20 protein-coding genes are annotated in these 24396 nt (G+C 54.4%); 1 reads left to right on the forward strand and 19 read right to left on the reverse strand.

The window, feature by feature from the left end:
- Positions 1-70 precede the first annotated feature (70 nt).
- The 9 genes from holA to JUF11_RS05860 form a co-directional block, all read right to left on the reverse strand.
- On the reverse strand, positions 71-1111 hold the full coding sequence (gene holA, locus JUF11_RS05820) for a DNA polymerase III subunit delta (RefSeq protein WP_204118761.1): 1041 nt from the start codon (positions 1109-1111) through the stop codon (positions 71-73).
- Positions 1108-3279, reverse strand: coding sequence for a DNA internalization-related competence protein ComEC/Rec2 (locus tag JUF11_RS05825; protein WP_204118762.1), 2172 nt, complete (start codon positions 3277-3279; stop codon positions 1108-1110). The genes holA and JUF11_RS05825 overlap by 4 nt, the downstream gene beginning before the upstream one ends.
- Positions 3276-3896, reverse strand: coding sequence for a helix-hairpin-helix domain-containing protein (locus tag JUF11_RS05830; protein WP_204118763.1), 621 nt, complete (start codon positions 3894-3896; stop codon positions 3276-3278). Before JUF11_RS05830 ends, JUF11_RS05825 begins: the two co-directional genes overlap by 4 nt.
- Before the next feature lie 73 nt (positions 3897-3969).
- On the reverse strand, positions 3970-5046 hold the full coding sequence (locus JUF11_RS05835; RefSeq protein ID WP_204118764.1) for a SepM family pheromone-processing serine protease: 1077 nt from the start codon (positions 5044-5046) through the stop codon (positions 3970-3972).
- Entirely contained in the window at positions 5018-5527 is a 510-nt protein-coding gene (gene coaD / locus JUF11_RS05840) for a pantetheine-phosphate adenylyltransferase (RefSeq protein ID WP_204118765.1), read from the reverse strand. Before coaD ends, JUF11_RS05835 begins: the two co-directional genes overlap by 29 nt.
- Positions 5528-5530: 3 nt before the next feature.
- The gene (gene rsmD / locus JUF11_RS05845) at positions 5531-6088 is read right to left on the reverse strand and encodes a 16S rRNA (guanine(966)-N(2))-methyltransferase RsmD (protein ID WP_204118766.1); all 558 of its coding nucleotides are present in this window, start codon (positions 6086-6088) and stop codon (positions 5531-5533) included.
- Complete coding sequence (locus JUF11_RS05850) at positions 6075-6383, reverse strand: YlbG family protein (protein WP_204118767.1); 309 nt, start codon at positions 6381-6383, stop codon at positions 6075-6077. Before JUF11_RS05850 ends, rsmD begins: the two co-directional genes overlap by 14 nt.
- 27 nt (positions 6384-6410) lie before the next feature.
- Positions 6411-9848 carry a pyruvate carboxylase gene (locus tag JUF11_RS05855; protein ID WP_204118768.1) on the reverse strand — a complete coding sequence of 1146 codons (3438 nt, stop codon included), beginning with the start codon at positions 9846-9848 and terminating at the stop codon, positions 6411-6413.
- Complete coding sequence (locus JUF11_RS05860) at positions 9841-11010, reverse strand: FtsW/RodA/SpoVE family cell cycle protein (RefSeq protein WP_204118781.1); 1170 nt, start codon at positions 11008-11010, stop codon at positions 9841-9843. Before JUF11_RS05860 ends, JUF11_RS05855 begins: the two co-directional genes overlap by 8 nt.
- Positions 11011-11304: 294 nt before the next feature.
- On the opposite strand from JUF11_RS05860, the gene JUF11_RS05865 reads away from it, so the two are divergent.
- Positions 11305-12630 (forward strand): C1 family peptidase, encoded by a 1326-nt coding sequence (locus JUF11_RS05865; protein ID WP_236000454.1) that lies wholly within the window; start codon positions 11305-11307, stop codon positions 12628-12630.
- Between the two features lie 49 nt (positions 12631-12679).
- Here JUF11_RS05865 and JUF11_RS05870 read toward each other — a convergent pair whose 3' ends face one another.
- The 10 genes from JUF11_RS05870 to pdhA all read right to left on the reverse strand — a co-directional run bounded on the left by JUF11_RS05870 (position 12680) and on the right by pdhA (position 24029).
- Positions 12680-13027 carry a hypothetical protein gene (locus JUF11_RS05870; protein ID WP_204118769.1) on the reverse strand — a complete coding sequence of 116 codons (348 nt, stop codon included), beginning with the start codon at positions 13025-13027 and terminating at the stop codon, positions 12680-12682.
- A gap of 105 nt (positions 13028-13132) precedes the next feature.
- Positions 13133-14473, reverse strand: a complete 1341-nt coding sequence (locus JUF11_RS05875; RefSeq protein WP_204118783.1) for an Nramp family divalent metal transporter — start codon at positions 14471-14473, stop codon at positions 13133-13135.
- 208 nt (positions 14474-14681) lie between these two features.
- A complete protein-coding gene (gene typA, locus JUF11_RS05880; RefSeq protein WP_125580985.1) occupies positions 14682-16526 on the reverse strand; it encodes a translational GTPase TypA in 1845 nt (614 codons plus the stop codon).
- Positions 16527-16804: 278 nt separating this feature from the next.
- Positions 16805-17575, reverse strand: a complete 771-nt coding sequence (locus JUF11_RS05885) for an inositol monophosphatase family protein (protein ID WP_236000456.1) — start codon at positions 17573-17575, stop codon at positions 16805-16807.
- 4 nt (positions 17576-17579) lie between these two features.
- Positions 17580-17858, reverse strand: a complete 279-nt coding sequence (locus tag JUF11_RS05890) for a UPF0223 family protein (RefSeq protein WP_125580987.1) — start codon at positions 17856-17858, stop codon at positions 17580-17582.
- Positions 17855-18733 carry a Rossmann-fold NAD(P)-binding domain-containing protein gene (locus tag JUF11_RS05895; protein ID WP_204118770.1) on the reverse strand — a complete coding sequence of 293 codons (879 nt, stop codon included), beginning with the start codon at positions 18731-18733 and terminating at the stop codon, positions 17855-17857. The genes JUF11_RS05890 and JUF11_RS05895 overlap by 4 nt, the downstream gene beginning before the upstream one ends.
- A gap of 131 nt (positions 18734-18864) precedes the next feature.
- Complete coding sequence (gene lpdA / locus JUF11_RS05900) at positions 18865-20268, reverse strand: dihydrolipoyl dehydrogenase (RefSeq protein ID WP_204118771.1); 1404 nt, start codon at positions 20266-20268, stop codon at positions 18865-18867.
- A 3-nt stretch (positions 20269-20271) separates the two neighbouring features.
- Complete coding sequence (locus JUF11_RS05905) at positions 20272-21927, reverse strand: dihydrolipoyllysine-residue acetyltransferase (RefSeq protein WP_204118772.1); 1656 nt, start codon at positions 21925-21927, stop codon at positions 20272-20274.
- A 15-nt stretch (positions 21928-21942) separates the two neighbouring features.
- On the reverse strand, positions 21943-22920 hold the full coding sequence (locus JUF11_RS05910; RefSeq protein WP_204118773.1) for an alpha-ketoacid dehydrogenase subunit beta: 978 nt from the start codon (positions 22918-22920) through the stop codon (positions 21943-21945).
- 2 nt (positions 22921-22922) lie between these two features.
- The gene (gene pdhA, locus JUF11_RS05915; RefSeq protein WP_204118774.1) at positions 22923-24029 is read right to left on the reverse strand and encodes a pyruvate dehydrogenase (acetyl-transferring) E1 component subunit alpha; all 1107 of its coding nucleotides are present in this window, start codon (positions 24027-24029) and stop codon (positions 22923-22925) included.
- Between the last annotated feature and the right edge of the window lie 367 nt (positions 24030-24396).

The raw sequence follows: 24396 nt of genomic DNA on the forward strand, positions 1-24396 counted from the left end.
CCGCGCTTCGGCTACTGCCGAGGCGCTTTTTGCGCGCCTGAATCAAAAACCACTAGCAGTTAGCTAGTGGCTATTGCCCTACCGTAATGGGCTGATTACTCGTGTACTGCAAAACAAATAGTTCAAAGGCCAACGCCTTATCCACACGCCCAGTTTTCATGGCCGTTTCAGTTTCCACTAGGCCTTTGTAGGCGCGGGCCAGTGTGGTCAACGGCACTGGCCGGCTTTCCTGGAGTGCCTTTTTGATGCGAAAAGGATGCACCTTTAACGTTTGCTGAATGTTACCTTGGCTGTAGCCTTTGGTGGCTAGAATTTTCACTTGCAGCAGCAACCGAAACTGGCCGACCATCAAGGCATTTAACGCAATCGGCTCTTCTTTCTGGAGTAGCAGGTCGCGGTACAGTTTCAAGGCGCGGTCAGGCTGTTTGCGCACCACCGCATCCACTAGGTCAAACACGCGATCGGTCAGCTGCTTCGGCACGAGCTGGTCAATGGCTGCCACATCCAAACTGGCACCGCCGCCAGCATAGAGTTTCAGTTTCGGCAATTCATGCATCATCGCGGTGTAGTCGCCGCCGCTGCGTTGGGCAAAAGCCTCAAGGGCAGCTGGGGCAACGTCAATTTTTTGCTTGGCCAAGGCCCGTTTCACAGCCTGTTGAGCTGCCCGGGCATCCAGCGGCGCCACATCCACCACCAGCGCCGCTTTTTTCAGCGCCTTCACCACGTTTTTGCGGGCATCCAGCTTCTCATAAGCGGCAACAATCACCATTAAAGTTGAATCAACAGGGTGCTGAAAATAAGTCGTCAGTCCATCTACGTCTTGATTCAAGGTGGTTTTAGGATTTTCCCCCGTCAAAAAATACGGATCGGTGATAATGACTTCACGCCAGTCGCCGAAAAATGGCGGCGAGGTAGCATCATCTAGCGCCACCCCCACTTCGGTTTGCCGCATGTCATAGGTGGCGAGATTCATGGTTTGCTGATCAGGAGGGATCACCTGCTTCAGGGCGGTCAACGCTTGATCAAGCAGAATCTGCTCGGTCCCCATGAGTAGCACTAACCGCGGCAGGTTGCCGGTTTTAAGTTGTTGAATCAGTTCCTGTACGGTCATTGCGACTGTCCCTCCAATAAAAATTGATGCACGGTATGGCTGTTAACCGTAAAATCTAGCCAAATCATGCCACTGCTGGCCGTATTCAGCCAAGGCACTTGCGCGTTAGCGAAGGTGGTTAATGTCTCCGCATTCGGGTGGCCGTAGCGATTAGCGACCCCGGCTGAAATCAGCGCCAGCTGCGGGGCGATTTGGGCGATGAACGCAGGATCACTCGAGGTTTTCGAGCCATGGTGGCCAACCTTCAAATAATCGACCGCAAGCGCCTGGGGCATCAGCTCGCGCGTTTCCACGCCAGCATCCGCATCGCCGGTGAAAAGCCAATTGCCGTCTCCTATCTTACCATACAGCACGATTGAGTCCGCGTTTTTCTCGGCGGCTGAGGCATCGTTTGGCGCCACTACTTGTAGCTGCAACGGCCCTTGGGTAAGGGTTTGGCCGGCCAACACCGTCCGCTGCTGCGTGACTTGCCCGGTCATAGCGGCTTGCATGTAGGCATGATCAGCCGCCAGCGGCGTGGTGACCAAAGTCCGCACCGGCATCAGCTGCGTGAGCAAGCCAGCATCCCCCACATGGTCGGCGTCTGCGTGTGTCAACACGAGTATATCGAGGTGATCAATGCCCCGCGCGTGCAGGTAATTCACAATGGCCCGCTTCGCCGGAGGGTTGCGCACCGTCCCAAAACCCCGGCCGCCCGTATCGATCAGGATGGTGCCTTGCTTGAACGGTGCTTCAATCAAAATCGCATCGCCTTGGCCGACGTCGAACATGGTCACCCGTGTCTCCGGATGCATATTCACCACTAACCAAGCCAACACTGCCCAGCTCACCAGCGGCCACCAGTGGTGCGTCGCCAAGCCAATCAAAATCAGTAGCACTCCAGCCAAGGCCCAGGCCCATGGCACGGCCCCAAAAATCACTTCGCCAGGCAAGCGGGCCAACTGCGTCAGTCCGGCCTCCAGCGTTTTGATGGTCGTTTCAATTAGTGCCCCACCAGGTAGCTGCGGCCACAGAACCATGATTACCAGCACGGGCATCAACCCCACTTCAAACAGGGGCATCAAGAGATAACTGAACCCTGCGGCAAGCAAGTGAAACCGATAAGTATGCGCCAGCACCACTGGCGTACTCAGGAGCACCAGCCGCCAAGTCAGCCCCCAGCGATTGGCTGGCAGCAAAATGAGGCCTAAGCACAGCAAATACGTCAACTGACCGCCCATGGTATGCAGCACATATGGCTGAACCAACAAGTTGAGCCCAAGCACCAAGCTGAAACAATCTAGCCCTGACAGCTGCCACCCCAAGCGCCGGTTCAGCATGGCCACCATCCGCAGCCACACCGCCCGCATAATCCCCGCCGCTGGGGGAATCAAAATCAGCAGCGTTGGCAAGAGCCCCAGCAGCGCCCAATCCACGCCTTCCTTGGGCAAGCGCAAACGGTCAGTGAACCAATAAAGGGCCCCAATCAAGGCATACAGGTGCAACCCAGACACCGAGAATAAATGAAAAATGCCCAGCGTGACAAAAGTTTCCCGTTGCTCATCAAAATCAGAGTCCACCACCCCTAGCAGCAAGCCTTTCGCATAAGCCTGGGTACGAGGACGCAGCAGCTTTAAGCGTTGCATCACGCTTGCGCGAACATGATACAGCCATTCAATGATACCGCGAGGCTGGCGAATGGTAATCTGTAGTGCTTGCTTGGGGCTTTGCCAGGCCAACTGCTGCTGTTGCCAAGCGTAAGTTGCGTAGTCGAACTCAAATAAGTTGCGCGCCCCGGTGAGACGCGTTAACTCACCGGTCCAGCTCACCTCCGCGGGCATCGTCAGGCCAGCTAACAGCGTTGCTTGGTCCTCATCCACTGTGACACTGCCACTAATCGGCACATTACCGGCGCGCCCGGTGTAATAAGCTAAACCATTGCTGACCGTCCAAGCCGTGGGCATGACCGTGGCCACGCCGCTGGGCTTGGGCGGTGCCGCGGTTAAAGTTGCTGTCCGCTGCCCCCACAGCAAACCGCACGCGAAACACACTGCCAACGGCCACCGGGTGAGCTGATAAGCCTTAAACCCGGTCCAGGTCAGCAGCAATACCCCCACCACCGCCGGCCCAATCACCAGCAACAGGCCAGCCAGAAAACTGGTCAGCCAAAAGAGCCCGCGCCGACTCATGGCCCCACGGTGACCAAAGGCGCCAGGCGCTCATAAGTCTTTTCACCAATGCCGCTGACATTCATCAAATCCTCAACGCTTTTGAAACCGCCGCTGGTTTCGCGGTAGGCAATGATATCCGCCGCCTTGGCCGGACCGATGCCACTTAGGGTCTGCAATTCAGCTTCGCTGGCCGTGTTCAGATTAACCAGCGCGGTGCCACTGGCCGCCGTTGGATTAGCCGTGGTGCCGCTTGTCCCCGCCGGAATTGATTCGCCTTGAACTGGGATGTATAAACTTTCTTGATCAACGGCAATTTTGGCCAAATTAATCGCTGTCACATCCGCGTCTGCTGTCAAGCCGCCTGCCGCCTCCACCACCGCCTGCCAGCGCGTGGTGCCAGTCACTGGGTACAAGCCCGGATTGGCAACGGCGCCTTTAATATGCACAAAGCCACTTTTCGCGGACTCACTACTCATACTGCTAGCCGTCGTGCTACTGACACTGACACTACTAGCAACCGGCACCGGTTCAATGGCCACTGGCTGGCGACTTTGCCACCAAAAGAATCCGCCTAGCACCAGCACCACCAGTGGCACATACCAGTATTCCTGCAGCCACGCTTTCGCCGTTGTCATTTGCTCACCTCCAAGAAGAGATTTCGCAAACTCAAAGCGCCGCTCTCCCGAAAGAAAGCGGCGTAGCTTGAAACTATGGTTGACTCAAATCAGCCTGCAGATAGGTCAAGGCGTCCTTTAACGTTTTGACTGGCACGATTTTCATCTTGGTTTTGAGCGCTTTGGCCGTGCGTTTGGCCACGGCATAATTATTTTCGTAGCTGGGATCAGCTTTCAACAGGGCTTTAGTCGCCGGTTGATCAGGCGCGAAGAACACCTTAGCGCCTTCCTGATTCGCCATGTAAACCTTCTTGTCGATGCCGCCGATTTGACCGACCGTGCCAGCGCCATCAATGGTGCCGGTGCCGGCAATTTTTTGACCGTGCCGGAGATTTTGACCGGTCAGCTGGGTGTAAACCTGAACAGCAAACATCAAGCCTGCGCTAGGGCCGCCAATTTCGCCGGCGTCAATCGTGACCTTGGGTTTGGTGGTCAACGTAGTATGTTCCGTCAAGGTAATGCCGATGCCGGCTTTGTGGGTGCCTGGCAGCCGCATCAGTTTGCCAGTGGCTTGGTGCTGTTTGCCTTTGCGCAGATACGTCAAGGTCAAGCTACTGCCCACTTTGCGAGCGCTGATGGCTTTGACATAGGCGTCAGCAGAGGCATAGTGCTTGCCATCCAAGGCGGTGATGGTATCCCCCAGTTTGAGTTGGCCTTTGAACGGCGAACCGGCTAAAATCGACATCACATAAATGCCGAGGTGATTGAGAGTCGCCGGCTGGCCAGCAGTTTTAAAGGCCGCTTCAATGGCACCATTGGCCGCGCTTTCGATGTACAGCTTTTGGAGCAAATTGTATTCAGCTGAATCATCATCGCCCATCAAATCCCGCTTGGACAGAATCTCCGAGTACGGCTGCATTTTGGCCCAAAGCAAAACCGCTGGGGACGCTGGGCCCACAATGCCAACCGTAGTCAACATATAGCTCCCTTTAGCAGTATCCGGATGGCCTGAGACTTTGACGTATGGCTTCAGCGATTCAGCCGAGCCTGGTACTTCTGCATAATAATTGGTCGGGAAAAAGACCAACCCCAAAGCCAGTAAGACCGCCGCCAGGCTTCCCAGCCAGAGCCAAAGCCGGCGTTTATTGCGGCTGCGTTTCATGGCCATCACCTGCCAGCTTTTGTTTCAAGGCAGCATTCACATTGCTTGGTAGCAAGCTGCTGACATCTCCGCCAAATTGCGCTACTTCCTTAATCAGGCTGGAAGACAGATACCGATACTGCTTGTCCGCCAGCAGTAACACGGTTTCCACGGCTGGCGCCAGCGTTTGGTTCATGTCCGCGATATCCGTTTCGTAACTAAAATCTTTGGTATCACGGACGCCGCGCACCAACACGGTGGCACCGAGCTGCTGGGCATACGCCACCGTCAGCAGCCGCGGCGCTGCCGTGACTGTGACATTGGGCAAACTTTGCGTTGCCGCCGTAATCAAGGCTAGTTTTTCTTCACCGGTAAATAGCGGCTTTTTGCTGGTGTTGGTCATCACCGCTACAATCACCTGATCAAACAAGCCTGCCGCCCGCGTGACTAAGTTCAAATGACCATTCGTAAAGGGATCAAAACTCCCTGGAAATAATGCGATTTTCGTCACGGATTACGCCTCGTTTCGCTTCAAAATTAACACCTGCGCTACGGCATAAGTTTGGCGGCGCAAAATGGTGAAACCGGCGATGGCCGCGGGGTAAACCACATCCATGCCGGTTTCAAACATCACCAGCCCGCCAGGCTTGACCAAATTCAGGTCAACCAGCTCCTGCAGCTGCGTCAAAGCGGCCTGCTTGGCATAAGGCGGATCCACCATCACCAAGTCAAACTGCTGGTGCGCTGTGGCCAAGCTGGCCAGCGCGCGCTCAACTGGGGCTTTCAGCACGGTGAATTGGTCCTCAGCACGGGTCAAGGCCACATTTTGCTGAATGACTTTGATCGCCGGATACGCCTTATCGACCAAGGTGGCATGCGCCATCCCGCGTGACACCGCTTCAATGCCCAACGCGCCAGTCCCGGCATACAAGTCCAACGCCTCGCCCCCATCAAAATACGGACCGAGCATGTTGAACATGGACTCTTTGACTTTATCAGCAGTGGGCCGGGTGGCATTACCCGCCACAGCGACCAACCGCCGACCACGAAAAGCGCCACTAATCACGCGCATGGTTGGCCTCCGTTGGGGCGTCATCGTCCTCGTCATCTTCTAGCGCTGCCAGGCTGGTTTCGCCGCTGTACTCAGTCGCCAAAAATGGTTTCTGGGATGGACTAACGGCTTTGACGAAGCGTAATTTTTTCAGCTTGGCCATGGTTTCCGTCAGATCCGCCTGATCAAGATACAGGTAAACATATTTCATGCGCTTCGACGTATAGATGATAGTGCCATAATGGCGGAGCGCTTTACTTTGCCTGAGTGAGTAGACCCAAACCACCAGCCCTTGGCGCGGGGTGATTGTGAACATCTGCTCGCCTCCTTTTTTATTGATGACTTAATCCAATGCCGCCGGGGCGGTTTGCTTCAATTTGGCCAGCAGTTCGCCGGTTTCGATCATATCGCCTGCCGCGGCATATAAGTGCTTTACGGTGCCAGTGAACGGCGCGTGCACGGTGGTTTCCATCTTCATCGCTTCAGTGACAAACAGCGGGTCGCCTTGCGTCACTTGATCACCCACCGCCACTTCAACGCTGAGCAGTCGGCCACCCATTGGCGCGCCAATTTGCTCTGGATCCGTTGGCTCGGCCATGCGTAGCGCGCTGGCTTGATGCTGAACATGGTTGTCCAGAATTTGCACTTCCCGCTTTTGGCCGTTAACGGTGAAGTACAGCGTGCGTTTACCGCTGGCATCGGGCTCGGAAATGGCATCAAGTTGAACAATGACCTGAAGCCCTGGGCGAATATCAATGGCAATGCGTTCCCCGGTGCGCATCCCTTGGAAGTAGGTTTGACTATCCAAAGCCGTGACGGGTCCATATTGCTCCCGATTTTGGACATACTGGTCGTAGACCTCAGGGTACAAGATCGCACTCAGGACTTGCGCATCTGAGGCGACTGCGCCTTTGCTGATGCGGCTGCGGACCGCTTCAAAGTCCACAGGCGCGGCCAGCGCGCCAGGCCGTTCAGTGAGCGGCGCCTGGCCTTTGAGAATCTTGGCCTGCAGCTGCTTAGGGAAGCCGCCAACCGGTTGACCGAGGTCGCCTTTGAAAAAGTCGACCACTGAAGCCGGAAAGTCCATGGTTTCGCCATGGTCCAGCACATCCTGCGGCGTCAACTGGTTTTGCAGCATAAACAAGGTCATATCGCCGACCACCTTAGAAGATGGGGTGACTTTGACAATATCGCCGAACAGCTCGTTGACCTGGGCATACATTGCCTTTACGGCCTCAAAGTCGTTCAGATCCATGCTCTGGGCTTGCTGCTGCAAGTTGCTGTACTGGCCCCCTGGCATCTGCACCGTGTAAATATCCGTCAGCGGCCCGGTGACGCCATTGGCAAAATCGGCATAGTACGGCCGCACTTGTTCGAAATACTGGTTCAGTTTCTCGGCGGCTTGCACGTCTAAGTCGGGTTGCCGCGGGTCATTCGCCAAGGCGTAATACAGACTTTCCATGCTTGGCTGGCTGGTGGTGCCGGAAAAGGCGGACTGGGCCACATCAACAATATCGACCCCGGCGGCAATGGCTTGACCATAAGTAGCAATACCATTCCCTGTGGTGTCATGGGTGTGCAGGTGAATCGGCACGCTCACCGCGTCTTTCAAGGCGGCAACCAGTTCATAAGCGGCTTGCGGCTTGAGCAGACCCGCCATATCCTTAATCGCCAGGATGTCGGCGCCGGCGTTGACCAGTTCTTTGGCGAGATCAACATAATACTTAAGGCTGTATTTCGGATGCGTGCTAGCCAGAATATCGCCGGTGTAGCACATGGTTCCCTCCGCCAGCTTGCCGGTGGTTTTGACCGCATCAATCGAATGGGTCAACTGCGGCACCCAATTCAGTGAATCAAAAATGCGAAAGACATCGATGCCATGGGCCGCGGCGGTTTCGATGAACTTTTTGATGACATTATCCGGGTAATTCTGATAACCGACCGCATTGCTGCCGCGAAACAGCATTTGCAGCAGTGTATGAGGCATCAGCTCACGCAGCTGATCAAGCCGCGTCCAAGGATCTTCCGTTAAGAAGCGATAAGCCACATCAAAAGTGGCGCCGCCCCACATTTCTGCGGAGAACAAGTTCGGCAGCGCATTGCCTAAGTCTGGTGCGATGCGTACCATATCCCGCGTCCGCATCCGCGTGGCGAATAAGCTTTGGTGGCCGTCGCGCAACGTGGTATCGGTGAGCAGCACCCGCTTTTGCGCACTCACCCAGGCGGTCACCGCTGCCGGCCCGCCATCATGCAGTAGCGCCACCAAATCTGTGGCGGGCGTCGTTGCTGGGAACCGGGATTGATAGTCAAAATCTGCCAGCAGCTTTTGCGAGTGTTGATGAACCCCAGGGAAGCCATTAACCGTGGTGTTACCGATATACGTCATCAGCTGCACGGTGCGGCTTTCCACCGGCCGCAGTTTAAACAAGCTTGGCGTGTCGTCGATAAAGGTGGTGGTGGCAGCGCCGCTCCGGAATGGCGCACTTTCCAAGACATTCAGCAGAAAAGCCAGGTTGGTTTTGACCCCACTAATGCGGAATTCGCTCAACGCGCGCTGCATTTTGGCCACAGCGCCGAGGTAAGTACCAGAATGGACGGAAGTTTTCACCAGCAGTGAATCATAAAACGGGCTGATCACTGCTCCGGCATAAGCGTTGCCGACATCCAGCCGCACGCCGTTGCCCCCTGGGGAGCGATACGTCGTGATGGTGCCGGTATCGGGCATGAAGTGGTTGGTAGGATCTTCCGTCGTAATGCGGCACTGAATGGCCGCGCCGCGGTAGGTCAGATCCGCTTGGTGGGGCAAACCGATATCCTTGAACATGTCTTCCCCAGCGGCAATGCGCAACTGGGACTGCACGATATCGACATCGGTGATGAGTTCGGTGATGGTGTGCTCCACCTGCACCCGCGGGTTGACTTCGATGAAATAGAACTTGTCGCCTTCCACCAAGAATTCAACCGTCGCGGCATTGTCATAGTGCACACTGGCCATCAACTGGACCGCCGCCTCGCAAATGGCTGCCCGCAAAGCCGGCGCCAGCCCAACTGCCGGCGCAATTTCAATCACCTTTTGATTGCGGCGCTGCACCGAGCAATCCCGCTCGAACAGGTGCAGCATGTTACCATAGTGGTCGCCTAAAATTTGGACTTCAATATGTTTGGCATCCTTCAGATAACGCTCAACGTACATGCGGTCGTCGCCAAAACTTGACACCGCTTCGTTCACGGCATTTTGATAGACCTGCTTCAGCTCGGATTCGGTATGCACAATGCGCATCCCTTTACCGCCACCGCCACTGGCCGCTTTCAGCATGATGGGAAAGCCATGTTCTTGGGTAAAGGCCAAGATGTCAGCAAAGTCCCGCGTCGGCGTGGTCATGCCAGGAATGGTTTGCAACCCAGCGGCCACGGCGGCTTTTTTGGCCGCCACTTTATCGCCAAACATCTCCAGCAGCTCAGGCCGCGGACCAACAAAGGTGAGACCAGCCGCCTCGACTTTGCGGGCAAAAGTCGCATTTTCCGACAGTAAGCCATAGCCGGGGTGAATGGCATCCGCACCACTGATTTTGGCAATGCGAATGATATCATCCATGTCGAGATAAGCCGCAATCGGGCCTTCGCCGGCACCGACTTGGTAGCTTTCCTGCGCCTTGAACCGATGAATGTTCAATTCATCTTCCTTGGCGAAAATCCCCACTGTTTTGAGGCCGAGTTCTTCACTAGCACGAAAAATCCGCACCGCGATTTCGCCGCGGTTTGCTACGAGCACCTTACGCATGTGTCAACGTCCTTTCTTTCAGCTGCTTTTCACTGGCAGAAATATTCAGCATAATGCCTACACAGATGGCTAAGACCAACATACTGGAGCCGCCATAAGAGACGAATGGTAACGTGACCCCGGTGACAGGCAGCACGCCGCTCACCGCTCCAACGTTGAAGAGGGTTTGAATCAGCATCATGGTCGCAATCCCATAAGCGAGCAAGGAGTAATAAGTATTTTTGGTGCGGATGCCAATCAGGAAAAAACGCATAATCATAAAGAAAATCAGCCCCAGCACCACGATGACGCCGACTAGCCCCAGTTCCTCGGCAATCACGGCCAAGATAAAGTCGGTTTGCGGCTCGGGCAAGTAGCCAAGTTTTTGCGTGCCATTGCCTAACCCTACGCCCCAAAAGCCGCCATGATTAATGGCGAGCAGCGAATTCACCACCTGCAGGCCGGCGTGCTTGCTCTGGGCAAAGGGATGGACCGCCGCTTCCAACCGCTTCACCTGATAGTATTTGGTCAACCAGCCTGGTAGCTGCACATTGGCCAGCACCCAATACAGCGCGGCAATTAACGCGGCCAACACGCCAGCCCCGGTCACCCCGTAGCGCAGTGAGATGCCACTAGCGGCCAACATCACCAGCGTAATGCCGGCCAAAATCGCCATCCCCCCAACATCAGGTTCCAGCACCACCAACATGATACAGACACCCACCAAGATCAGCGGTTTACTCAGCTGTTTCACTGAGAAATCAGGCCGGCGCATGATTTCTTGGCGTTGGGTAAACATATAGGCCAGGTAGATGACGATGCCCAACTTGGCAAATTCAGTCGGTTGCAAGTGAATCGGCCCGAGCGGAATCCAGGCCGAAGCGCCGTTAACACTTTTCCCAAAGGCTAGCAGGTAAACGAGCATGGCAAACAACACGACCCACATCACCAGTTGCACGCGCGGATGCCGCAGCATCGACAATTTAAAGTAGTAGAAAAAGCAGGTTAAAAGCAGCCCTAGTAGCACAAACACCAGCTGCTTGACCATGTAGCTGTAATCGGCCATGTGATACTGGGTTTGAATCCAGTAAGCACTGGCTGAATAAACCATCACGACGCCGATGGCACACAAAACCAAATAAGGAACTAGGATGTAGTAATCGAGGAAATGCAGTTTCTTCAGCACCGAAATCGCCCTTTCGCGGCAAAGTTGTGACTATTATAGCATATACCCCGCCTCGCCAAGCCGGTTTTACCAAGCATGGCTGGGGTGGCCGGCAAAATTAGCCGCATGAAATCCGAACAATATAAAAATATTCGAGTGTTTTACTATAATTTTGTCGAATAATCAGCTCTCGACCGAATTAATTTTCGGGTCATGCTGATGCGAATTTTAATAAATCTCTCATCGCCTTATTGGCGTGCTCCTAGAAAAGCGGTAGACTGGGGCTATTGAATTTTGTGAGGAGTGATTGGATTGGCACAACCGATTTCATTTGAACAGATCGACCGCTATCAAGCGGCACTGGCTAAAGATCCAGCCAGTAAAGCCTTAAGTAAAGCCACGCAGAACGTGGGCCCAGACCAAGCGGCCCGTGGACCACTGAATGATAAGGCCATTAAACCGGCTTTTTCCTTAGAATTAAGCACCGGTGCGGTCACGAACCAAAAGCAGTCCGGCCGCTGCTGGCTGTTTTCTGAGTTGAACACGATGCGCCATTTTGCCGGCGAGAAGCTCGGCTTGAAGGACTTGGAATTCTCCCAAGCGTTCCTGGCCTTCTATGACCGCATTGAAAAGGCCAACTTGTTTTTGGAACACGTCATTGAACTGAAAGCTGCCTCCCCCACTGAGGACCGGACCTTGGCGGAATTGCTCAAGCAGCCTGATGGCGATGGCGGTCAGTTCGACAACGCACCCGCTCTGATCGAGAAGTACGGCATTGTCCCGAAGTCGGTGATGCCTGAAACCTACAACAGCTCCAAAACAGGCGAAGTCAACTCGGTGTTGAACTTGAAGCTGCGCCAAGCGGCTGCCGCCATTCAAAAAGCGGCCCAGGCTGGTCAAGACGATGACGCTCTGCGCGCTATGAAACAAGAGCAGCTCTCCGAAATCTATCGCGTCGTCGCTTATGCCTATGGTAATCCGCCGGCGACCTTCGACTTTAGCTACCGTGATGACAAGAACAATTTCCACGAAGACCGCGGCCTGACGCCCAAGTCCTTCTATGAAAAGTATGTGGGCTGGGATTTAAACCAGTTTGTGCTGTTAGTCGCTGATCCGCGGCCAACGAAACAATACTACCAAGCTTACACCTTGCCGAGTCAAAACACTGTGGTCGGCGGGCGCCCGATTATTTTCGTCAACGTCCCGCGCGAAGACCTGCAAGCGATGGCCATCAGCCAGCTGCAAGCCGGCGCCGCGGTTTGGTTCGGCAATGATGTCGGCCAAGACGTGGATCGTGACACTGGCACCTTAACCGGCGGCTTGTATGATTATTCCACCTTATTTGGGTTTGACGTCACCATGCCCCTGGCCGATCGCTTTGCGACTCGCGAAGCGGCCGTCACGCACGCCATGACCTTAACCGGAGTCAATCTCGAAAACGGCCAGCCGACTCGCTGGAAAGTCGAGAACTCTTGGGGTAAAGACCGCGGCAACGATGGCTATTACGTCGCTGACCAAGATTGGTTTGAAAAATATGCTTATGAAGTCGCCATTCGCAAGGATTTACTCAGCGAAAAGATTTTGGCTGCCACACAAACCACACCGATTGCGCTGGAAGCCTGGGATGAATTGAACTAACCTGATGGATACAACGAAACGCCTCAGCTGCACTGGCTGAGGCGTTTTCTTATGCTTGCAGATCGCGAATTTGAGCCACGAGGTCTTCAAAGTGATCGACTTGGGCGGCGTAATCCGGCAATTGATCACCGTATTGTTGATCAAACCCTTCTAATCCTTCGCCGGCAAAGGCAAATTCATACCGGTGAATGGCCTCATAAGTTTGTGCAAAATCAGCCAGCAAGTCGTGGTGATGGCCCTCCAGTTGCAAGGCGATTTGAATCACGCGAAAGTCGGTGTACGCCAGTTCAAACTGCACCGCCCAGCGGCGCATAAACGGATGCCGGTTTTGAATGTGGGCCAAATGGTGCGTGGTGGTCCAAGTTAAGTTGGCCAAACTATCCTTCACATCTAACATCTGCTCTCCCCCTTTGCCCTGCACTTTAAAGACTGCGTAGCGCCGGCGCAAGCAAAAAGCCTTCGCAGCCACCAAAAAAGCTGCCATCACAGCAGCTTCGTTTGATTACGCGGTCAGCCCAAAGGTTTGTAAAATCAGCCAGATATTCAAGATGATCAGCACGATGGTAATGAACCAGGCGGTGTATTTGACCCACGCCCGGTTGGTGAATTCACCCATCAAATCCCGGTTCGAGGTGTAAAGTACCAGCGGAATCACTGCGAACGGTAAAGCCACGCTGAGGAACACCTGTGAGAAGGTCAATAAGCCTTCGATTTTGGCTTCATCGCCTTTGAAGATAATGGCAAAAATCAGCACCGGCGTCACCGATAGCAATCGCGTCAACAGGCGCTGCGCCCACAGCGGCATCTTCAAACGAATGAAGCCTTCCATGATAATCTGGCCGGCTAACGTGCCAGTAATAGTGGAACTTTGCCCCGAAGACAGGAGCGCCACGGCGAACAGCATCGACAGCACCGGACTGGCAATCGCCCCCACCACCTGCCGGTCCTGCAAGGCGTTGAACAGATCCACGAAGCGCCCTAAGTCAGAATTCGTGCCGAAGAACAGCGCCGCCCCTAAAATCAAGAGCAAGCTGTTGACGACAAACGCAATGGTCAGCTGAATGTTGGAATCAATCGTCGTGAAGCGAATCGCCTTTTTGACAGCGGCGCGATCCTTGCGATCCACCGCGCGCGTTTGGGAAATGGAAGAGCCCAGATACAAATCATGGGGCATCACCGTGGCCCCGACAATCCCCAGCGCCAAGTAAAGTTCGGAACGGTTGGTTAAAATCGTCGGACTGGGGATATAGCCTCGGAGAATATCTCCGACGCTTGGGTTGGAGAGCAGCACCTCATAGGAGAATACCAGCAAAATCACGGCCACCAGCACCGCCACGATTGCTTCGATTTTCCGGAAGCCCAGTCGCATCAGCACCAGCAAGATCAGGACGTCAGCGGCGGTAATCAGGATACCGACAATCAGCGGGATTTTGAACAAAAGCTCCAAGGCAATCCCGGAACCAATGATTTCCGCGACATCCGTGGCCATAATCGCGAGTTCAGTAATAATCCAAAGCACAATGCCGGTTTTTTTGCCCGTGCGTTCGCGGGTCAGTTGGGCGAGGTCTTTGCCGGTGACAATCCCGAGCCGGGCCGCCATGGCCTGTAGCAACATGGCCGTTAAACTGGAAATCAAAACCACGGTGAGCAGCGTGTATTTGAACTGCGCGCCCCCGGCAATCGAGGTGATCCAGTTCCCTGGATCCATGTAACCCACAGCGATTAAAATGCCAGGGCCAGTGTAAGTAAAAAGCGTCCGCCAAAAGCCGGCGTCCTTGGGTACGGCGATACTACCGTTAATCTCGTCAAGGCTTTTACTCCCTGGCGTTTCCTCGGCAAACATCACCTGTTTGTCTTTTCGGGATGGCTTGGCCATCTTCCCACCTCCAAGCACCACACTCATGAATTGTTTCTACTATTCGGCTTTGCTGGTTTAAGTATACCGGTCTGCGGCTGGTTCTGAAACCTTTTTCCCTTGATTTAGCCAACCAAAACCGACCATAAAAAACAGCCGCCAACCATGTGCTGGTTGGCGGCTGCCTTGTGCTTCATTACTTCGAAGCCGCAATCTTCTTGCGCTTATCTGCTTTTTGACGTTCGCCGGTGTTCAAAATCTTCTTGCGCAGGCGAACACTTTCTGGGGTGACTTCGCACAGCTCGTCGTCATTCAAGAATTCAATGGACTCTTCCAAGCTCATGTCCTTTGGCGTCTTGATGGCAGCAGCATGGTCTTTACCAGCCGCCCGGGTGTTGGTCAAGTTCTTCCCCTTCGTCGCGTTAACCGCGATGTCGGTTTCGCGGTTGTTCATGCCGACGATCATGCCTTCATAAACTTCAACCCCGGCATCGATGAACAATTGCCCACGTTCCTCAATGCTTTGCAGGGAATACGTTGTCGCCGTGCCGGCGTTGATGGAAACCAAGGCCCCGTTAGTCCGGCCTGGCGTCCAGTTCTTAACGACTGGCATGTACTTTTCGAAGGTGTGGTTCATGATCCCATAACCGCCAGTGGATGACAGGAACTCAGTGGAGTACCCGATCAAGCCCCGTGATGGTGCCAGGAAGACCAGCCGCGTTTGGCCATTGCCTTCATCGGCCATGTCTTGCATTTCACCTTTACGTTGGGCCATCGCGTCGATGACCGTGCCGGTGTATTGGCTTGGCACGTCGATTTGGACTTCTTCGTAAGGTTCCATCATTTGGCCATCGATTTCGCGATAAATGACTTCTGGCCGCCCGAGTTGCAGCTCGAAGCCATCGCGGCGCATTTCTTCCACCAAGATGGACAAGTGCAATTCACCACGCCCGGAAACCATCCAGGCGCCGGCGCGGTCCGTGTCTTCAACGCGCAAGGACACGTCGGTTTGCAGCTGCGCCTTCAGCCGGTCTTCCAGCTTGCGGGCGGTCACTTTGTCGCCTTCGCGGCCGGCAAACGGACTGTCGTTTTGCATGAACATCATCTGCAAGGTCGGCGGATCGATCCGCAGAATTGGTAAGGCCTCTGGGGTATCAGCCGCGGCGACGGTTTCACCCACGTAGATGTCTTCCATCCCGGACACGGCAATCAAATCGCCGGCCTTAGCAGTTTGAACTTCGACCCGCTTCAACCCAAAGAACCCAAAGATCTTGGTGACGCGGAAGTTCTTCTTGCTACCATCAAGCTTCATGACGGTAACATTATCCCCGACGGAAATCGTGCCGCGGAACACGCGGCCAATCCCGATGCGGCCCACGTAGTCGTTGTAGTCCAACATGGACACTTGGAACTGCAGCGGTTCGTCAGAATTATCGACCGGGGCCGGAATGGTCTTCAAAATGGTGTCAAATAAAGGCACCATGGTGTGCTTTTGGTCTGCGGGATCATCGGAGTAGCTGGAAGTCCCGTTCAACGCGGAAGCGTAAACGATTGGGAATTCAAGCTGGTCTTCGTCAGCGCCAAGTTCGATGAAGAGTTCAAGCACTTCATCCACCACTTCGGCCGGACGAGCACCGGGACGATCGATTTTGTTAATGACCACAATTGGGGTCAAGTGTTGTTCCAGCGCCTTCTTCAAAACGAAGCGAGTCTGGGGCATAGTGCCTTCAAACGCATCCACGACCAACAAAACGCCGTCGACCATCTTCATGATCCGTTCCACTTCACCACCAAAGTCCGCGTGCCCTGGGGTATCCACGATGTTAATCGTGGTATCGCCATACTTCACGGCGGTGTTCTTGGACAGAATCGTGATCCCACGTTCTTTTTCGATGGCATTGGTGTCCATTGCCCGATCGCCAATTTGGGTGTGTTCTGGTAAGGTATCGGATTGCTTCAACATTTCGTTAACCAAGGTGGTCTTACCATGGTCGACGTGGGCAATGATCGCAATATTCCGAATATCGTCACGTGTCTTCAAGTATCTAAACTTCCTTTCAGCGTGCCTTGCTTCTCAAGGGCACGACTTGACTGCTGCCTCGCCTCATCGGCTGCACGACCTGTGCGGCTTTACCGCCAGGCCATCAGGAGATTTTGGGTCCTGACTCAGACGGCGGCTTTCGTCGTTTCCGCAAGCACACCGCTTTTTTTGCTCAAAAAAACATGCCTCATGCGAGGCAGTCTTCGTTTTGAAATTATAGCACAAAGGCGGGGGTGTGGATAGACTTTCTGAAAAGAAACCCCGCCCGAGTTTCCTGATTACGCATTCATGCCGGCAATAAAGGCCGCGTGGACTTGAGGCATGCCTGCCACCACGACCCCGGCTTCCAGTAAATCAAGCGGCTGCCCATCGCCCCGGGTGACCACTAAGCCGAACCCTTGGCCGATGGCAAGTCCCGCTGCCACATCCCAAGGCTGGAGCCAGGACACATACCCGCCTAGCCGCCCCAAGGCGATACTTTTAAACTCCATCCCTGCGCTGCCTGACATCCGCACCCCAGATGAGGCTAAGCCTAATTCGCCGAGATGCAGGCGGTTTTTGATTGCCATCGGCCCGCTAATGCCCACCAAGCTGGCTTCAAACGGCCGATCCAGCGGCGGTGTCAATGGCTCACCATTCAGGTTCGGCGAGAGGTCCGGCCCACCGGAAATCACCTCGTTGCGCATCACATCCATAATGGCGCCATATAGCGGCTGGCCGTCTTGATAGACGCCAATCATGACCGCAAAGTTGGCCTGCTGCTTGACGAAGTTCATCGTGCCATCAATCGGATCGACGAAGAACACCAGCCCAGCCAGCCGATCAGCCTTGGCCGCCTGGCCTTCCTCCCCTTCAATACTGGCCTCGGGAAAAGCGGCGTGAATTTGCTGAATCAGAAAGGCCTGGTTAGCTTTGTCGACATTTGTGACTAAATCATTGCGATTGCTTTTGGTGGCAACGGTCAGTGGCTGTTGCATCGCCGCCAGAATTTGTTTGCGGCTAATTTGAAGCCAGCCTTTGACGGTTTCATCGAGGGCTTTGATTTCCACAATGTCACTCCTTCATTTTAAAGCGATTAGCCGTGGTGGCTTGCGCCTGCTTGACGACTCGGTAGAACGAGTAACCGGATACCGCCTCAAAAGCGCGGCCAAGCTGGCGCTCTTCGCCTTTGGTCGGGACCACCTGCTTAAAACCTTGATAAGCGGCTTGTAAGTTGGCCCGGTTGACCCCTTTTTCATAAGCATCTTCCACGAGCTGATAAAACGTCGTCACTTTGACCATATCAGCCTGCGACCAGTCTAAGTCTAACGGGTATTCATAATTCGGTTTCATGCTTTCTCTCCTGCTTCCACTGCCGCGATTTGCGCAGCGAGACGCGTGAGGCACGCCTCTAGCTGGGTGTTCTCAGCTTCAGAGCCTTTGACCTCAAAAGCCGGCGTCACCCCGCGGGCATCAATTTGCACCGGCCGCGCGTAGGCTGTCGGCTTAGCCTCATTATCATACAGGCTCGCCACCGGTGCAATCAAGGCGCGCCCAAACAAGGCGGCGAGTAGGCGCTCCACCAATCGGCCAGCGACAGTAGCATCAACATTAGCGGCGAAGGTGGTGCAGGCCTCAGTGCACTGCGTCATCAAAGCCGCCCCATCTTCACCTTGCAATAAGCTCATCACCGCCGTCGCGCCGATAAATGCCCGGCTCCAAAGCAAGGCAAAATCCTGCTGCGTCCCCACCGCATACGCCGTGACCGCATCGGCGGGCACGTCGAAAGCGCTGGCAATCTGACGCTCGAAACATTGCGTCAGCGCCATGGTGCCAAGCCCCAGCACAGCAGTTTTGGGTAACCCCGAAAAGCGTTGCGCAAAGTAAGTCCCCAACTCACTGGCTTGCATCGCAACAATCACTTTGCCAGCAAAACCCGCTGCCATCGCTTCGTTGATTACTTTGCGCATCCCCGCCAAATTGGCGGTGAGGTCCCCGGCCTCGGCGTAATCCGTCAGCACCAAGACGTCAGTCGTCGCGAATTGCTTCGGCGTGGCTTTGCTAAACGGATTGTCACACACCGCACTCAACGCGCTCAAGGCCGCTAAATCTAGCGCTTCAGGCTGCGCAGCGCTGATCATCACCGCTAGCGGCAAGCGACTTTGAATTAATCGACTGGCAATTTCGGCCGTGGCAACACTTTGCCCACATACCACAACTTTTTTCATAAAATGTCCTCCCAGATAAAGTCAATTTTATCTAATTTTAAGGAAGAATATTAATACATTTAGGTCACAAATTACCGCGCCCACAAAAACGCGGCTCTGCCCAAGGCAAAGCCGCGCCTACTGAAGCGAGATTAAATGTTCACCGGCATGCCCAAGGCCAATTCTGCATCGTCCATGATGGCTTCACCCAAGGTTGGATGCGGGTGAATGGTGAGCGCAATATCTTCGGCATTCATCCCGGTTTCCACGGCTAAGGTCAGTTCGGAAATCAGATCTGAAGCGCCAGGGCCAGCCACCTGGGCGCCAATCAAGGTGCCGTTCTCATTGGTGACCATCCGCACAAAGCCATCGGTTTGATCCAGACTGATGGCCCGGCCATTGGCAGCAAACGGGAACTTAGAAGCCTTCGCCTTGATGCCGGCCGCTTTGGCTTCCGCCAAGGTCTGCCCAGTGGTAGCCAGTTCCGGATCCGTGAAGCACACCGCCGGCATCGCCCGGTAATCCACTGCGACCTTTTTGCCGCTGATGGCTTCAGCTGCCACCTTACCTTCGTAACTGGCCTTGTGGGCCAAGGCGGCCCCGGCAACAATATCACCAATTGCATAAATGTTAGGCACGTTAGTTTGACCTTGGGCGTTGACTTCAATTAGCCCCCGCTCAGTGGTTTTGATGCCCACAATGTCCAAACCAAGGTTGTCGGTATTCGGACGCCGGCCCACCGTGACCATCACGGCATCTGCGGCAATGGTTTGATCCTGACCGTCCACGGTGTAGGTGACCTTGACGCCATCGGCAGTGTCTTCCGCCTGTTTGGCCATTGCTGAGGTGATCACAGTCACACCGCGTTTTTGGAACGATTTTGTGACCAGTTGCACCATGTCTTTTTCGAAGTTCGGCAAAATTGACGGCGTGCCTTCCAAAATTGTGACATGGGCGCCCAGATTGGCGTAGGCGCTGGCCAGTTCCGAACCCACGTAGCCGCCGCCAATAATCACAAACTCCTTCGGTACTGCCGGCAGATTCAAGCCGCCTGTGGAATCAAGCACATGGGGGCCGAACTGGAAACCTTTGATTTCAATCGGCCGCGAGCCAGTCGCGATGATCAGGTTTTTGAAAGTGTAAGTCTGCGCCGAATCTTTTTGCATCACGCGCAGGCTGTGGTCATCTTTCAAAAAGGCGGTGCCCCACACGACTTCAATGTGATGCTTCTTGAACAGCATCCCCACGCCGCCAGTGAGTTTCTCCACGACCTGATGTTGCTTCCAATCTTGGGTTTTAGCAAAATCCAGGGTTGCGCCTTGGCTTTGAACGCCAAAGACGCTCCCCCCTTGCGCCGCCTGAAAAGCGTGACCAGCATTGATCAAGGCCTTGCTGGGAATGCAGCCGACATTCAGACACACCCCGCCGATGAAGGTATTTTCAATCACTGTCACTTTCTGGCCCATTTGCGCCGCGCGAATCGCCGCCACATAGCCGCCAGGGCCAGAACCGATGACCACCGTGTCCAAATCAATTGCGAAATCTCCAACGACCATGTGTTATCCCTCCATCAGCAGCAGATCAGGATCTGCCAGTAGTGTCTTCAGTTCATTCAAAACGTTTTGCGCCAAGGCGCCATCAATCAGGCGGTGGTCATAGCTCAAAGACAGCTTGAGCATGTTGCCAACCACAATTTCGCCTTCCGGATTGACCCATGGCTCTTTGGCAATCTTACCGACACCCAAAATGGCGACTTCCGGCTGATTGATGACTGGCGTGAACCAGCCGCCACCGATCGAGCCAACGTTCGAGATGGTCATCGAGCCGCCGGTCATTTCGTTTGGGCGCAATTTCTGATCATAGGCCTTTTGGGCATTTTCACTGATTTCCTTGGCAATTTGGAAGACTGATTTGCGGTCGGCATCCTTGATCACCGGTACATACAAACCGTGCTCAGTGTTCGTAGCGATGCCAACATTGAAGTAATGCTTGTACACAATTTCGTCGGTGCTGTCATCAATCGAAGCATTCAGCGCTGGGAAGTCGCGCAAAATCGTGACCAAAGCCTTGACAATGTACGGCAGGAAGGTCAACTTGATGCCTTTATCTGCCGCAATCTGCTTGTAAGCTTTGCGGTGAGTCATTAACTTAGAGACTTCAACGTCATCAAAGCTCGTCACATGCGGGCTCCGGGCCTTGGAGGCCAACATCGCCTTAGCAATGGCTTTGCGGGTTGGCGTCATCTTTTCCCTGGTTTCCAGCGCCGCAACATCGGCGGCTGGCACATATGACGCCACCACTGGCTTGGCTGGGGCTGGCTTAGCAGCAGGGGCTGGGGCCGCCTGCGGTGAAGCGGCAGCCAACGGCGCGGCTTGGGCCGCCTGCGGTGAAGCGGCAGCCAACGGCGCGGCTTGGGCCGCCTTGAAGGCATCAATATCAGCCTTCAAAATTCGGCCCCGGTTGCCAGTGCCTGGCACCTGACTTAAGTCAACACCCTGCTGGCGGGCATATTGCCGCACGGAAGGCATGGCCAAAATTTCACGATTCGGATCGACCGCCGCCACTGGCGCGGCTGGGGCTGCTGGCGCTGGTGCGACCTGGGTCGCAGGGGCAGGGGCGGCCGGAGTAGCAACCGGAGCAGCGGCGACTGACGTGTTGTGCCCAGGCGCATCCAATTCGATCAAAGTTTGCCCTACCGTGGCGGTCTCGCCTTCTGCCACCAGAATGTTGGTGACGGTGCCGGTCACCGGTGAAGGAATTTCTTCCACTGATTTGTCGTTTTGGACCTCAAGTAAGGTGTCGTCTTCTTCGACGTGATCGCCGACTTTGACGTGCCACTTGACGATTTCCCCTTCGGCAATCCCTTCGCCGATATCTGGTAGTTTGAATTCATAGCGGCCTTCACCACTCGCCGGGGTTGGTGCGGCTGGCGCAACTGAAGCAGGGGCCGCTGGAGTGGTTTCCGCTGCCGGCCCACTGCCATCATCAATTTCCACCAGCGTTTCGCCAACGGTGGCAGTTTCCCCTTCCGGCACCAAAACCTTCAAAATCTTCCCACTCACTGGGGAAGGGATTTCTTCAACAGATTTGTCGTTTTGAATTTCGACCAAGGTATCGTCTTCTTGGACAGTGTCGCCAGGTTGCACGTGCCACTTGACGATTTCACCTTCCGCGATACCTTCGCCAATATCAGGTAATTTAAATTCGTATGCCATGATGATGTCCCTTTCTTAAAATGCCAACGTCGCTTTGACTTGGGCCACAATATCCTTCGCATTCGGGAGCCAAATGGATTCCGCTTCACCAAATGGGAACGGCGTATCCGGCGCCGCGACCCGCCCGATTGGGGCATCCAAGCTCAAAATGGCGTGCTCCGAAATTTCGGCAATCACCGTGCTGGCAACCCCGCCCATGCGCTGGGCTTCTTGGGCCACCACCGCATGATGGGTTTTCTCAACCGAGTGGATTATTGTGGCTGTGTCTAGGGGCGCAATCGTACGCAGGTCGACAATCTCCACGCTGATATTTTCTTTGGCCAATTCATCGGCGGCCTTGATGGCTTCGCGCACCATCGCGCCATAGGTAACCACGGTAATGTCTGTGCCTTCCCGGGTGATGGCCGCTTGATCCAGCGGCACGGTGTAACTACCTTCTGGCACTTCGCCGCGGAAGGAACGGTACAGTTTCATGTGTTCAAGAAACAGGACGGGATCATTGCTTTGAATTGAGGCCAGTAGCAACCCTTTGGCATCATACGGATTACTTGGTACCACCACGCGCATGCCAGGGAATTGGGCAACTAAACCTTCAAAGTTATCTGAGTGCATTTCTGGCGTGTGTACGCCCCCACCAAACGGCGCGCGAATGGTGATCGGCATTTGCCGGGTGTTGCCCATGCGATACCGCATCCGCGACATTTGGCCGCCGATACTATCCATCACTTCAAAAATAAAGCCATAAAATTGAATTTCAGGAATTGGCCGCCAGCCGGTTAAGGCCAGGCCAATCGCCAAGCCGCCAATGCCGCTTTCAGCCAGCGGCGTATCGAACACCCGGTCTTCACCATGTTTAGCCTGCAAGCCATCTGTCGCGCGGAAGACCCCGCCGTTCTTACCGACGTCTTCGCCGAAGACGAGGGTTTTCGGATCATCTTTCAGCGCGATATCCAGGGCATCGGTAATCGCTTGAATCATAGTTTTTTGGGTCATGATTACTTCGCCTCCTTCGCTTCGTAGGCTGCTAGCTGGGCCTTCACATTTTGAGGTGCGACTTCATAGGTATCCTTCAGGAAGCGGGAAACGGTTTGCTTCGGCGCCTGATCCGCCTCATTGATGGCTGCTTTGATTTCGGCTTTGGTTTGCTCAATCAACGTATCTTCCTGGTTCTTGTCCCAAAGTCCCTTAGCGGTGAGGAACTGGCGCATCCGAATCAGCGGATCGCGCTTTTGCCAGAGTTCATCGGTTTCCTTGCTGCGATAGCGCGTCGGGTCATCCCCAGACAAGGTGTGCGGCCCGTAGCGATAAGTCAGCGTTTCAATCAGCACCGGACCATTGCCCGCGGCCGTGAACGCCCGGGCTTCCTTCATCACTTCATAGACAGCCAAGGCATCCATGCCATCGACTTGAATCCCTGGAATCCCCATGGCCACCGCTTTTTGCGCCAGAGTTTCGGCCGCGGTTTGCTTGGCCCGCGGTACGGAAATCGCAAAGCCATTGTTTTGCACGACGAAAATCGCAGGGGCTTTGAAGGCCCCAGCAAAGTTGACCCCTTCATAGAAATCCCCTTGTGAGGTCCCACCGTCACCGGTATACGTCCAAGCCACTTCATCGCTGCCATTTTTCTTCAAGCCTAAAGCCACACCAGCCGTTTGCACATACTGGGCACCAATGATGATTTGCGGTGGCAGCGCGTGTAGGTCTGCCGGATACTCATTGCCGACGACATGGCCCCGAGACCACAAGAAAGCCTTCGCGAGCGGGAGGCCATGTTGAATCAGCTGCGGGACATCACGGTAGCCACCCAACAGCCAATCCGTTTTCTTCATTGCAAACGCACTGGCTAACTGGCTGGCTTCTTCACCAGCCGTCGGCGCATAAAAGCCTAAGCGGCCTTGCCGGTTCAAAGCCGTGGCCCGCTGGTCAAGGACCCGTGACCACACCATTTGCCGCATCAACGCCACCAGCTGATCATCCTCTAAGTCAGGCATCAAGTCAGGATTAACCACCTCGCCAGTTTCGTTAAGAATCTGGATCTCAGGAAAATCTGTTGCCTGGCCGCTTAACAACTGCTCAAAATCAACCGCTGCATGCTTTGCCATAATCAGTCCCTCTTTTCGTTATACTGTTTCATTATTTTCGTGTAACTGTATTAGTTACATTTCCTACAAATCAAGCCTATCATCACAAAATGCGGAATGCAAGCGTTTTACATTTAAGATTGGAAAAGCGAAATGCCTTTGCAGCAACTGTGAAAGGCCTCACAATCTTATTGAAACAGTTTTAAGATTTGTTTGATAACAGTAGTCATTGTTCGGCACAAAAACTGACTAACATTAGTGGTGAACCATGATTCGACGGAATCGTGGTCCACCACTTTTTCGTTTCTGTTAAAGTGGTAGCGAAGTTGACATGTCGTAGGGCTTTTTGGCGCTTGACGCCGCAACAAAAAACGGCAACTTCACTTGA

The organism is Lacticaseibacillus suilingensis, from assembly GCF_016861845.1.
GTDB classification, from domain to species: domain Bacteria; phylum Bacillota; class Bacilli; order Lactobacillales; family Lactobacillaceae; genus Lacticaseibacillus; species Lacticaseibacillus suilingensis.

Coding starts and splice junctions, on each gene's coding strand:
- holA (WP_204118761.1), bottom strand. CDS start 1,111: ATGACCGTACAGGAACTGATTCAACAACTTAAAACCGGCAACCTGCCG.
- JUF11_RS05825 (WP_204118762.1), bottom strand. CDS start 3,279: ATGAGTCGGCGCGGGCTCTTTTGGCTGACCAGTTTTCTGGCTGGCCTG.
- JUF11_RS05830 (WP_204118763.1), bottom strand. CDS start 3,896: ATGACAACGGCGAAAGCGTGGCTGCAGGAATACTGGTATGTGCCACTG.
- rsmD (WP_204118766.1), bottom strand. CDS start 6,088: ATGCGCGTGATTAGTGGCGCTTTTCGTGGTCGGCGGTTGGTCGCTGTG.
- JUF11_RS05850 (WP_204118767.1), bottom strand. CDS start 6,383: ATGTTCACAATCACCCCGCGCCAAGGGCTGGTGGTTTGGGTCTACTCA.
- JUF11_RS05855 (WP_204118768.1), bottom strand. CDS start 9,848: ATGCGTAAGGTGCTCGTAGCAAACCGCGGCGAAATCGCGGTGCGGATT.
- JUF11_RS05870 (WP_204118769.1), bottom strand. CDS start 13,027: ATGTTAGATGTGAAGGATAGTTTGGCCAACTTAACTTGGACCACCACG.
- JUF11_RS05875 (WP_204118783.1), bottom strand. CDS start 14,473: ATGTTTGCCGAGGAAACGCCAGGGAGTAAAAGCCTTGACGAGATTAAC.
- JUF11_RS05890 (WP_125580987.1), bottom strand. CDS start 17,858: ATGAAACCGAATTATGAATACCCGTTAGACTTAGACTGGTCGCAGGCT.
- JUF11_RS05895 (WP_204118770.1), bottom strand. CDS start 18,733: ATGAAAAAAGTTGTGGTATGTGGGCAAAGTGTTGCCACGGCCGAAATT.
- lpdA (WP_204118771.1), bottom strand. CDS start 20,268: ATGGTCGTTGGAGATTTCGCAATTGATTTGGACACGGTGGTCATCGGT.
- JUF11_RS05905 (WP_204118772.1), bottom strand. CDS start 21,927: ATGGCATACGAATTTAAATTACCTGATATTGGCGAAGGTATCGCGGAA.
- JUF11_RS05910 (WP_204118773.1), bottom strand. CDS start 22,920: ATGACCCAAAAAACTATGATTCAAGCGATTACCGATGCCCTGGATATC.
- pdhA (WP_204118774.1), bottom strand. CDS start 24,029: ATGGCAAAGCATGCAGCGGTTGATTTTGAGCAGTTGTTAAGCGGCCAG.